Below are 13481 nucleotides of genomic sequence, written 5' to 3' on the forward strand. Positions count from 1 at the left end.
GGCACCTGCACGAACTGACCAGGGACCTGGACCTGTCGGCGTTCGTACTGTTCTCCTCCTTCGCCGCCACCTTCGGCGCCCCCGGCCAGGGCAACTACGCGCCCGGCAACGCCTTCCTCGACGCCTTCGCCCAGTACCGGCGCGACGCCGGGCTGACGGCGACGTCCGTGGCCTGGGGACCGTGGGGCGACGGCGGCATGGCCGAAGGCGCGGTGGGCGACCGCATGCGCCGGCACGGCGTGCTCGAGATGGCGCCCGAACTCGCGGTCACCGCCCTGGGCCAGGCCCTGGACCGGGACGAGACGGCACTGACCGTGGCCGACATGGAGTGGAAGCGTTTCGTCCTCGCCTTCACTTCCGGCCGGCCGCGCCCTCTGCTCGGCGACCTGCCCGAGGCACGCGCCGTGACGGACGGCATGCGTGCAGATGCCGAGGCCGACGCGGCCGGTGGCAGCGCGCTGCTCCAGCAGCTCGCGGGCCGACCGGAAGCCGAACAGGAGCGCACGATCCTGGAGTTGGTGCGCACGGCCGTGGCGTCCGTCCTCGGCTACGCGGGTCCGGAGGCGGTCGAGTCGGGCCGGGCCTTCAAGGAACTTGGCTTCGACTCGCTCACCGCCGTCGAACTGCGCAACCGCCTCGGGGCCGCCACCGCGCTGAAGCTCCCGCCGACCCTCATCTTCGACTACCCCACCCCTACCGTTCTGGCCGCGCATCTGCGCGGCGAACTGTCCGGTACGACCGGCGCGATCGCGGCCCCGCTGCCGGCCGTGGCCGGCGTCGCGGCCGACGAGCCCGTCGCCATTGTGGCGATGAGCTGTCGTTTCCCGGGTGATGTGCGGTCGCCGGAGGATCTGTGGCGGTTGCTGGTCTCGGGTGGGGATGCGTTGTCCGGGTTCCCGGTGGACCGGGGTTGGGACGTGGAGGGGTTGTACGATCCGGATCCGGACGCGCAGGGGACGTCGTATACGCGTGAGGGTGGTTTCCTGCGGGAGGCGACGCGTTTCGATCCGGGGTTCTTCGGGATTTCGCCGCGTGAGGCGCTGGCGATGGATCCGCAGCAGCGGCTGTTGCTGGAGACGTCGTGGGAGGCGTTCGAGCGGGCGGGGATCGACCCGGTGACGCTGCGCGGCAGCCAGGCCGGTGTCTTCGTCGGCACCAACGGCTCCGACTACTCCATGGTCATGCAGGCCTCCGACACCGGGTACGAAGGCCATCTGGCCACGGGCACGGCGGGCAGCGTCGTCTCCGGCCGCGTCGCCTACACGTTCGGGCTGGAGGGCCCGGCGGTGACGGTGGACACCGCGTGCTCGGCCTCGCTCGTCGCCCTCCACCTGGCGGTGCAGGCGCTGCGCAACGGCGAGTGCTCGCTCGCGCTCGCCGGCGGCGTCACGGTGATGTCGACACCCGGCACCTTCATCGAGTTCAGCCGGCAGCGCGGACTGTCCGCGGACGGCCGCTGCAAGGCGTTCTCCGCCGACGCCGACGGCTTCAGCCCGGCTGAGGGCGTCGGCCTGCTGGTGGTGGAGCGGCTGTCGGACGCCCGGCGCAACGGTCATCCCGTGCTGGCGGTGGTCCGCGGATCGGCGATCAACCAGGACGGTGCGAGCAACGGCCTGACCGCGCCGAACGGCCCTTCCCAGCAGCGGGTGATCCGGCAGGCGCTGGCCAACGCCCGGCTGTCGGCCGCGGACGTCGACGCGGTGGAGGCGCACGGCACCGGTACGAGCCTGGGCGACCCGATCGAGGCGCAGGCGCTCCTGGCCACCTACGGCCAGGACCGTGCCGAGGACCGTCCGCTGCTGCTCGGCTCGGTGAAGTCCAACATCGGACATGCCCAGGCGGCCGCGGGTGTGGCGGGTGTGATGAAGATGGTGCTGGCGATGCGGCACGGTGTGCTCCCGCCGAGCCTGCACATCAGCGAGCCGACCCCGCACGTCGACTGGTCCACCGGAGCCGTCGAGCTGCTCACCCGGAGCACCGAGTGGCCGCAGACCGGCCGGCCGCGCCGCGCCGCCGTCTCCTCCTTCGGCTTCAGCGGCACCAACGCCCACGCCGTTCTCGAAGAAGCTCCGCAGGACCAGGCGGAGCACTCCGACGACCCGCACGGCGACACCACCCCGCCCCTCACGGACGGCACGGTCCTGCCGTGGGTGCTGTCGGGCAGGACCGAGACGGCGCTGCGCGACCAGGCGCAGCGGCTCCTGGACCACCTGGAGGAGCACACCGACCTGGAGCCCGCCGACATCGGTTCCTCCCTGGCGCTCACCCGTTCCGTGCTCGACCACAGGGCCGTGGTGATCGGCCGCGACCGAGCCGGCTTCGTCAGCGGACTGCAGGCACTGACCCAGGAGCGAGCACTGCCCGGGCTCGTGCAGGGGTCGGGCACGGGGAGCAAGGGGGTGTTCGTGTTCCCCGGACAGGGGTCGCAATGGGTAGGCATGGCCTCCGCGTTGTTGGACGCTTCACCCGTGTTCGCTGCCCGGATCGATGAGTGCGCGGCGGCGCTGGACCCCCTCACGGACTGGTCGTTGGTGGATGTGCTGCGGCAGGTGCCGGGTGCGCCGTCGCTGGAGCGGGTGGATGTGGTCCAGCCCGCTCTGTTCGCGGTGATGGTCTCCCTGGCCGAGCTGTGGCGGTCGGCGGGTGTGCAGCCCGCCGCCGTGCTCGGTCATTCCCAAGGGGAGATCGCCGCCGCCTGTGTCGCGGGCATCCTGAGTCTTGAGGATGCGGCGCGGGTGGTGGCGCTGCGCAGCCAGGCGATCGGCCGGGTTCTGGCCGGGCGTGGCGGGATGGTGTCGGTGGCGCTGCCGGTGGCGGCGGTGCGGGAGCGGATCGCCGTCTGGGGTGAGGAGTGCATCTCGGTGGCGGCGGTGAACGGGCCGTCGTCGGTGGTGGTCTCGGGTGAGCCGCAGGCGCTGGAGGAGTTGCTGGCCGTGTGTGAGGCGGAGGGGGTCCGGGCTCGCAGGGTGCCGGTGGACTACGCCTCGCATTCCGCGCAGGTGGATTTGCTGCGGGAGGAGTTGCTGCGGCTGCTGGGCGGGGTCGAGCCCCGGCCCGCACAGGTGCCGTTCCTTTCCACGGTGACCGGCCAGTGGGTGCAGGGGTCCGAGCTCGCGGCGGGGTACTGGTTCGACAACCTGCGTCGCACGGTCGAACTCGACGGTGCGGTACGCACGTTGGTGGAGCAGGGTTTCGGTGCGTTCGTGGAGTGCAGTGCGCATCCGGTGCTGGCGATGGGGGTGCAGGAGAGCGTCGAGGACGCGGGCCGGCAGGCTGCTGTGGTGGGGACGCTGCGCCGCGATGACGGGGGAGTGGACCGCTTCCTGGCCTCGTTGGGTGAGGCGTTCGTGCAGGGTGTGTCGGTGGACTGGAAGGCGGTGTTCGCCGGGACCGGTGCCCGCCGGGTCGACCTGCCCACCTACGCCTTCCAGCACCAGAACTACTGGCCCGAGGCCTCCCCTCTGGAGACGGTTCCCGTGGCCTCGGCCGACCCGGCCGACGCTGTCTTCTGGGAAGCGGTCGAACGCGAAGACCTGCAGGCGCTGGCCGACACGCTGGACCTCGCGGACACAGAGCCCCTCGGCCCCGTACTGCCCGCGCTCTCGTCCTGGCGGCGGCAGAGCCGCGACCGGTCGACGGTCGACAACTGGCGCTACCGGGTCACCTGGACACGGCTTGCCGAAGAGCGTCCGGCGCGACTGACCGGCACCTGGCTGCTGGTGGTGCCCGAGACAGCGGCCGACGGCCAGTGGGCCGCGGCGGCGGGCCGCGCGCTCACCGAACGCGGAGCGACGGTACGCACCTTGGTCCTGACCGAGTCCCACACCGAACGCAAGGTGCTCGCCGACCGCCTCGGCGAAGAGGCCGTCGACGGTGTCTCGGGCGTCCTCTCCCTGCTGTCCTCCGCTCCCCACCCGCAGGCTCTGCACGGCTCCCTCGCCCTGCTGCAGGCGCTGGGCGACACCGGCGTCGACGCCCCGCTGTGGTGCGCCACGCACGGCGCGGTCGGCGTGGGCGGCGACACGGTGACGGACCCGGAACAGGCCCTGCTGTGGGGGTTCGGCCGCAGCGCGGCCCTGGAACACCCCGAGCGCTGGGGCGGCCTGGTCGACCTGCCGGAGACCCCCGACGAGCGGTCGCTGACGCGGCTCACCGCCGTGCTGGCCGGCGACGGCCGGGAGGACCAGCTCGCGGTCCGCACCACCGGGGTGTTCGCCCGCCGCCTGGCCCGTGCCCCCTTGGCCGACTCCGCACCCGCCCGGAACTGGCGGCCCGGCGGGACGGTGCTGGTCACCGGTGGTACCGGCGCGCTGGGCGCGCACGTGGCCCGGTGGCTGGCCCGCAACGGTGCCGGGCACCTGCTGCTCACCAGCCGCAGCGGTCCCGACGCCCCCGGCGCGGGTGAACTGCGTGCGGAACTCACCGCCCTGGGCACGGAAGTGACTGTCGCGGCCTGCGACGTCGCCGACCGCACCGCCCTCACCGAACTCCTCGCCGCAGTCCCCGCCGACCGGCCGCTCACCGCCGTCGTCCACGCCGCCGGCGTCCTCGACGACGGCGTCATCGAGGCCCTCACGCCGGACCGCTTCGCCACCGTCCTCGGACCGAAGGCGGACGCCGCGCGCAACCTGCACGAGCTCACCCGCGATCTCGAGCTCTCCGCGTTCGTGCTGTTCTCCGGCGTGGCCGGCACCCTCGGCGACGCCGGGCAGGCCAACTACGCGGCGGCCAACGCCTACTTGGACGCACTCGCCGAACACCGCAGCGCCGCGGGTCTGCCCGCCACCTCGATCGCCTGGGGACGCTGGGGCGACGGCGGCCTGGCCGCCGACGGCGCCATCGGCGACCGGCTCGACCGGGGCGGAGTGCCGGCGATGACGCCACGGCTGGCGATCCGCGCGCTGCAGCAGGCGCTGGACCACGACGAGACCACGGTCGCCGTGGCCGACATCCAGTGGGACCGCTTCGCGCCCGGCTTCACCGCCGTACGCCGCAGCCCGTTCATCGGTGAGCTGCCCGAGGTACGCCGGCTCGAGCGGACCAGCGCCTCCGACGAGGCCACGGGAAGCGCGCCGTCGACGGCCGAGGCACTCCGGCAGCGGCTCGCCGGAATGTCCCGGGCGGAGCAGTCCCTCGTCGTCCTCGAACTGGTCCGGACGCAGGCCGCCGCGGCACTCGGCCACCCCTCGACCGCCGAGGTCGGTGCGTCGCGTGCCTTCAAGGAACTCGGCTTCGACTCCCTGATCGCGCTCGAACTGCGCAACCGGCTCAACGCGGCGACCGGACTGCGCCTGCCGGCCACCCTGGTCTTCGACCACCCGACCCCCGCGGCGCTCGCCGACGTCCTGCGCGCCGAGATCACACAGGACGGCGCCGGGGCCGCGGCTCCCGGCATCACTGAACTGGAACGGCTGGAGTCCGCCCTGTCGGTGCTGGACCCGGACGCGGAGACAAGGACCGACATCACGGCGCGGCTGCGGGCCCTGCTCACGAAGTGGGAGGAGACCGAGCCCGGGTACGCACCGGACGGCGAAGCGGTGGCGGGCCGGCTCCAAGAGGCAACGCCCGACGAGGTCTTCGCCTTCATCGAGAACGAGCTCGGAATTTAGCACTACAGCGTGCGCGCACTGGCAGCGCGTCGTTCGTGACGAGAAGCATGGGTGAGGTTTTTCCAATGGCGGATGCGGATCAGGACAAGATCCTCGACTACCTCAAGCGGGTAACGGCCGATCTGCACCAGACACGGCAACGCCTTCGCGAGGTCGAGTCGCGGGAACCCGAGCCGATTGCGATCGTTGGCATGAGCTGCAGGTTCCCCGGAGGCGTCGAGTCTCCGGAGGACCTGTGGCAGCTCGTGGCCTCCGGCGGCGACGCGATATCCGGATTCCCGACCGACCGCGGCTGGGACATCGAGTCGCTCTACGACGAGGACCCCGACCAGCAGGGCACCAGCTACACCCGTGAGGGCGGTTTCCTCACCGACGCCGGACGTTTCGACGCGGCGTTCTTCGGCATCAGCCCGCGCGAGACCCTGGGCATGGACCCGCAGCAGCGACTGCTGCTGGAGACCTCCTGGGAGGCGTTCGAGCGGGCCGGAATCGACCCGGGGACCCTGCGCGGCAGCCGGGCCGGCGTGTTCATCGGCACCAACGGCCAGACGTACCCGGAGATCCTGCAGCAGGTACCCAAGGGCGTCGAGGGCTACCTGATGACGGGCAACGCGGCCAGCGTCGTCTCCGGCCGGCTGTCCTACACCTTCGGCCTGGAAGGCCCGGCGGTCACCGTCGACACCGCCTGCTCCGCCTCGCTCGTCGCCCTGCACCTGGCCGTCCAGGCGCTGCGCAACGGCGAGTGCACCCTCGCCGTGACCGGTGGCGTGACCGTCATGGCCAGCCCCCGCTCGTTCGTCCAGTTCAGCCGGCAGCGCGGCCTCGCCCCCGACGGACGCTGCAAGCCGTTCGCCGAGGGCGCCGACGGCACCGGCTGGGGCGAGGGCGTCGGCGTACTCCTGGTGGAGCGGCTCTCGGACGCCCGGAAGAACGGCCACCCCGTGCTGGCGGTGGTCCGCGGCTCGGCGATCAACCAGGACGGCGCGAGCAACGGCCTGACCGCACCCAACGGTCCGTCCCAGCAACGCGTCATCCGCCAGGCGCTGACCAACGCCGGGCTGACCCCTGCCCAGGTCGACACGGTCGAGGCACACGGCACGGGCACCACCCTGGGCGACCCGATCGAGGCCCAGGCCCTGATCGCCACCTACGGACAGAACCGGCCCGAGGGCCGGCCGCTGTGGCTCGGCTCGATCAAGTCCAACATCGGCCACACCCAGGCCGCCGCCGGCGTCGCCGGAATCATCAAGATGGTGAAGGCGATCGAGCACGGAGTGCTCCCGCCGACCCTGCACGTCGACCAGCCCTCCGCCAACGTCGACTGGACGGCCGGACAGGTCGCGCTGCTGACCGAGGCACAGCCGTGGCCGCAGACCGGCCAGCCGCGCCGCGCGGGCGTCTCCTCCTTCGGCGTCAGCGGCACCAACGCGCACACCGTCATCGAGCAGGCACCCGCCGAGGACACCGCGGCCGGCGCCGTCGGGAACGCCGCCACGGTCGCCGTCGAGGACACCGCCACGGCCGGCGCGCCGCCCGCGCCCGGCGCCCGCCGGCAGCCCCTGCCGCTGCTGCTGTCCGCCCGCAGTGCCGAGGCGCTGCCCGCCCAGGCCGAACGGCTCCACCGGCGCGCGGCGGACGACACCGGACTGGACCTGCTGGACCTCGGCCACTCGCTCGCGACCACCCGCGCCGCCCTCGACCATCGCACGGTCCTCTTCAGCGAGAACCGCGAGACCCTCCTGCGCGACCTGAGCACCCTGGCCGCCGGTGACACGCCGCCCGATGCCGTCCAGGGCGTCACCGACGAGGGCAAGGTGGCGTTCCTGTTCTCGGGTCAGGGCAGCCAGCGCGTGGGCATGGGCCGTGAGCTGTACGAGACGTATCCGGCGTTCGCCGAGGCCCTGGACGAGGTTCTCGCGCGGTTCGAACTGCCGCTGCGCGAGGCGATGTTCGGTGACGAGTCCGGGATCCTGGACCGGACGGCGTACACGCAGCCCGCCCTGTTCGCGGTCGAGGTGGCACTGTTCCGGCTCCTCGAATCGTGGGGCATCAAGCCGGACTTCGTCTCCGGCCACTCCATCGGCGAGATCGCGGCCGCCCACTGTGCGGGTGTGCTGTCGCTGGAGGACGCGTGCACCCTGGTCGCCGCGCGCGGCCGGCTGATGCAGGAGCTGCCCGCCGGTGGTGCGATGGTGGCAGTGCAGGCTACCGAGGACGAGGTCACCCCGTTCCTGACCGACGCGGTGAGCATCGCCGCGGTCAATGGCCCCACCTCCGTGGTGGTCGCCGGTGACGAGGACGCCGTACTGGACATCGCCGCCTCCTTCGAGGCGCAGGGCCGCAAGACGAAGCGGCTGACGGTCAGCCACGCCTTCCACTCCCCGCACATGGACGGCATGCTGGAGGCGTTCCGCGAGGTCGCGGAGCGTGTCACGTTCCATCCCCCGGTCATTCCGGTCGTCTCCAACCTCATCGGTGCCTCGCTGTCCGCCGACGAGATGTGCGCGCCCGACTACTGGGTGCGGCACGTGCGCGAGGCGGTCCGCTTCCTCGACGGCGTGCGGTACCTGGAGGAGCAGGACGTCACCGTCTACCTGGAGCTCGGGCCGGGCGGTGTGCTGACCGCCATGGCACAGGACTGCGTGACGCGCGAGGGTGCCGCGTTCACCCCCACCCTGCGCAAGGACCGCCCCGAGCCGCAGGCGCTGGCGACCGCCGTGGCCGAGGCACACGTCCGGGGCACGCGCGTGGACTGGGCCGCGGTCTTCGCCGGTCGCGGCGCCCGCCGCGTCGAACTGCCCACGTACGCCTTCCAGCGCGAGCTGTACTGGCCGGAACCGCCGGCCTCCTGGGCGGGCGACGTCACCTCCGCCGGACTCGGCGCCGCCGACCATCCGCTGCTCGGCGCGACGGTCGCCCTCGCCGACGCCGACGGGCTGCTGTTCACCGGCCGCCTCTCGCTGCGCACCCACCCCTGGCTGGCCGACCACGCCGTCATGGACACCGTGCTGCTCCCGGGAACCGCCTTCGTGGAGCTCGCGTTGCGCGCCGGCGACCATGTCGGCTGCGACCTGCTGGAGGAACTCACCCTCGAAGCCCCCCTGGTGCTGCCGCCGCACGGCGGCGTCCAGCTGCAGCTCGCGGTCGGGGCGCCGGACGAGACCGGCCGCCGCCGGCTGACCCTGCACTCGCGGCCGGAGGACGGCGACGACGCCTGGGCCGAGACCACCTGGACCCGGCACGCCACCGGTGTGCTCACCCAGGACACCCCGGCCGCCCCCGACGACCTCGCCCAGTGGCCCCCGAGCGGCGCCACCGAGGTGCAGATCGACGGACTCTACGACCACCTCACCGACTCCGGATTCGCCTACGGGCCGGTCTTCCAGGGCCTGAAGGCCGCCTGGCAGAGCGGCGACGAGGTCTTCGCCGAGGTCCGTCTCCCCGAGCAGGCCCGGCAGGACGCCGCACTGTTCGGCATCCACCCGGCCCTGCTGGACGCCGCCCTGCACGCGGTCGGCATCGGCAGCCTGCTGACGGAGACCGAACACGGCAGGCTGCCCTTCTCCTGGGGCGGCATCCGCCTTCATGCGGTGGGGGCTGCGTCCCTGCGCGTCCGCCTGTCGCCGGCCGGACGCGACACCGTCGCCGTCACCCTCGCCGACGACAGCGGCACCCCGGTGGCCTCCATCGACTCGCTGCTGCTGCGCCCCGTCTCGCCCGACCAGGTCCGCTCCCACGCCGCGCGCGGCACCTTCCACGACGCGCTGTTCCGCGCAGAGTGGAGCGACGCGCGGCTGCCCACCACGACGACCGTCGCAGCCGGCCAGTGGGCGCTGCTCCACACCGACGGCTCCGCGCCCGGCACGGACGCCGACGCCGACACCGGCAACGGACTCCTCGCCGGGCTCGCCGAGGCGCTGCCGACCGCCGTCACCCACCAGGGCCTGACCGCGCTCGGCCAGGCCCTGGACGCCGGGGCGCCGCTGCCCGAGGCCGTCGTGGTGCCCCTCACGACCGACACCACCGACCCGGTCCCCGCCGCCCCCGAGGCACTGCCGGCCGCGGTCCGCGCCGCGCTGCACGGCACCCTCGACCTGGTGCAGACGTGGCTCGCCGACGACCGCTTCACCGACTCCCGCCTGGTCTTCGTCACCCGCGGCGCGATCGCCGCCCAGCCCGGCAGCGACGTGCCCGACCTCGCGCACGCACCGCTGTGGGGCCTGCTGCGCTCGGCCCAGTCCGAGCACCCGGACCGCTTCGTACTCGTCGACCTCGACGACACGGAAGCGTCCCGACTGGCCCTGCCCTCCGCCCTGGCCATGGGAGAACCCCAACTGGCCCTGAGGGACGGGTCCGTGACGGTGCCACGGCTCGCCCGGGTCGCCGTCGACCTCGCGCACATCGCCCCCGCCCTGGACCCGGACGGCACCGCGCTGGTGACCGGCGCCACCGGCACCCTCGGCGCCCTGGTCGCCCGCCACCTCGTCACCGGACACGGCGTACGGCACCTGCTGCTGACCAGCCGCCGCGGCCCCGACGCCGAGGGTGCCGCGGACCTCGTGGCCGGGCTGCGGGAACTGGGCGCCGAGGTCACGCTGGCCGCCTGCGACGCGGCCGACCGCACCGCCCTGGCGGAGCTGCTGGCCGGCGTCCCCGCCGACCACCCGCTGACGGCCGTCGTGCACACCGCCGGCGTGCTCGACGACGGCGTCATCGACTCCCTCACCCCGGACCGCATCGACCGGGTCCTGCCGGCCAAGGTCGACGCGGCGCTCAACCTGCACGACCTCACCCGCGACCTGGACCTGTCGGCGTTCGTGCTGTTCTCCGCCGCCGCGGGCACCCTCGGCGGCCCCGGCCAGAGCAACTACGCGGCCGCCAACGCCTTCCTCGACGCCCTTGCCCAGCGCCGCCGCGCCGAGGGCCGCCCGGCGACCGCCCTCGCTTGGGGCCTGTGGGCCGAACGCAGCGGCATGACCAGCGGCCTCGACGACACCGACCTGCAGCGCATCACCCGTGCCGGAGTCGCCGCACTCTCCTCCGACCAGGGCCTGGCACTGCTCGACACCGCCCTCGCGGTGGGCGAAGCGGCGCTCGTACCGATGCACCTGGACCTGGCCTCCCTGCGCGACGCCGACCCCGCGGCCGTGCCCGCCATGCTGCGCGGCCTGGTCCGCACCCCGGCGCGTCGCGTCGTGAGCGCCACGGGCGCCACCGCCGTCGGCGGGCTCACGGAGCGGCTGCTCGCCCTCGCCCCCGCAGAACGCGACCGCCTGCTGACCGACCTGGTGTGCGCCCAGGTCGCCGCCGTCCTGGGATACCCGGGGCCGGAAGCGGTCGATGCGAGCCGGGCGTTCAAGGAGCTCGGCTTCGACTCGCTGACGGCGGTGGAGCTGCGCAACCGGCTCGGCACGGTCACCGGCGTCCGCCTGCCGGCCACCCTGGTCTTCGACTATCCGACGCCCGCCGCCCTCGCCTCCTTCCTGCGCACCGAGATCCTCGGCCCGGACGCCGACAGCGCGGCCCGCGGTGCGGCGGTGGCCGCCGCCGCGGCGGACGACGACCCGATCGTGATCGTCGGCATGAGCTGCCGTTACCCCGGCGGCGTCAGCACGCCCGAAGACCTGTGGCGGCTGGTCCTGGACGGCGGTGACGCCGTCTCCGCGTTCCCCACCGACCGCGGCTGGGACCTCGACGCGCTCTACAGCGACGACCCGGAACGCGCGGGCACCAGCTACACCCGTGAGGGCGGCTTCCTGCACAATGCCGCCGACTTCGACCCGGACTTCTTCGGTATCAACCCGCGGGAAGCCCTCGCCATGGACCCGCAGCAGCGGTTGCTGCTGGAGACCGCCTGGGAGGCCTTCGAGCGGGCCGGGATCGACCCGGCCTCGGTGCGCGGCAGCCGTACCGGCGTCTTCGCCGGCGTGATGTACCACGACTACCTCACCCGCCTGCCCGCCGTCCCGGCGGGGCTGGAGGGCTACCTGGGCACCGGCACCGCGGGCAGCGTCGCCTCCGGGCGAGTCGCCTACACCCTCGGCCTGGAAGGCCCCGCGGTCACCATCGACACAGCCTGCTCCTCGTCGCTGGTCGCCCTGCACCTGGCCGCGCAGGCGCTGCGCACCGGCGAGTGCACGCTCGCCCTGGCCGGCGGCGTCACCGTCATGGCCGCGCCCGACACGTTCGTCGACTTCAGCCGCCAGCGCGGCCTCGCGTCCGACGGCCGCTGCAAGTCCTTCTCCGACGACGCCGACGGCACCGGCTGGTCGGAGGGCGCCGGCATGCTCCTCGTCGAGCGGCTGTCCGACGCCCGCCGCAACGGCCACCCCGTGCTCGCGATCGTGCGCGGTACGGCGGTCAACCAGGACGGTGCGAGCAACGGCCTGACCGCACCCAACGGCCCGTCCCAGCAGCGCGTCATCCGGCAGGCGCTGGCCAACGCCCGGCTGTCGGGGGCGGACGTCGACGCGGTGGAGGCACACGGCACCGGTACGACCCTGGGCGACCCGATCGAGGCGCAGGCGCTGCTCGCCACCTACGGGCAGGAGCATGCCGAGGACCGGCCGCTGTGGCTCGGTTCCATCAAGTCCAACCTGGGCCACACCCAGGCCGCCGCGGGTGTCGCCGGCATCATCAAGATGGTCATGGCGATGCGGCACGGCGTGCTGCCGCGGACCCTGCACGTGGCCACCCCTTCGACACACGTGGAGTGGTCGGCGGGCGCCGTGGAGCTGCTGACCGAGAGCCGGGAATGGCCGGAGAACGACCGGGCCCGCCGGGCCGCGGTCTCCTCCTTCGGCGTCAGCGGCACCAACGCCCACGCGATCATCGAGCAGCCTTCCGAGGCGGACACCGCCGAGCGGACACAGGACGACCCCGTACCGCTGCCGGTGGTGCCGTGGGTGCTGTCGGGTCGGACCGAGGAGGCCCTGCGGGGGCAGGCGCGGCGGCTGCTTGACCGTGTCGCCGGGGACGCCGGTGTCGAACCGGTCGATGTGGCGTACTCGTTGGCGACGACGCGGGCCGCTCTGGAGCGGCGTGCGGTGGTCGTGGCGGGTGGCCGTGACGGTCTGCTGGCGGGGCTTGAGGCCCTGGCCGAGGGACGCGGTGCGGCGGCCGGCCTGGTGACCGGGTCGGTGGCGTCGGGCAAGACGGCCTTCTTGTTCACCGGTCAGGGCAGTCAGCGGCTGGGGATGGGCCGGGAGCTGTACGACGCCTGTCCCGTGTTCGCCGAGGCACTGGACGAGGTGTTCGCTCGCTTTGAACTGCCGCTGCGGGAGGCGGTGTTCGGCGATGACGCTGAGCTGCTCAACCAGACGGCGTATACGCAGCCCGCGTTGTTCGCGGTCGAGGTGGCGCTGTTCCGGCTGCTGGAGTCGTGGGGTATCAGGCCGGACTTCGTCTCCGGTCATTCGATCGGTGAGATCGCTGCGGCGCATTGTGCGGGTGTGCTCTCACTTGCGGACGCGTGCACGCTGGTGGCGGCGCGGGGTCGGTTGATGCAGGAGCTGCCGTCCGGTGGTGCGATGGTGGCGGTGCAGGCCACCGAGGACGAGGTCATCCCGTACCTGATCGACGCGGTGAGCATCGCGGCGGTCAACGGCCCCACCTCCGTGGTCGTGGCCGGTGACGAGGACGTCGTACTGGAGATCGCGGCCCGCTTCGAGGGGCAGGGACGCAAGTCGAAGCGTCTGACGGTCAGTCACGCCTTCCACTCCCCGCACATGGACGGCATGCTGGAGGCGTTTTGCCGGGTTGCCGAGGGCTTGTCGTTCGAGGCTCCGCGTATCCCGCTCGTTTCGAACCTCACCGGCGCTCTCGTAAGCGCCGAGGAGATCACCGAGCCCGGCTTCTGGGTCCGTCATGTGC

2 protein-coding genes are annotated in these 13481 nt (G+C 73.1%); both read left to right on the forward strand.

Annotation, left to right across the window (positions count from 1 at the left end):
- Positions 1-5609: type I polyketide synthase (locus tag ACWGJ5_RS45935; protein WP_453315542.1), on the forward strand; the 5609-nt coding region annotated here is incomplete at its 5' end.
- A gap of 65 nt (positions 5610-5674) precedes the next feature.
- Positions 5675-13481 (forward strand): type I polyketide synthase (locus ACWGJ5_RS45940; protein WP_453315543.1); only part of this gene is annotated, 7807 nt, incomplete at its 3' end.

The sequence above is a fragment of the Streptomyces sp. NPDC054783 genome, assembly GCF_053611725.1.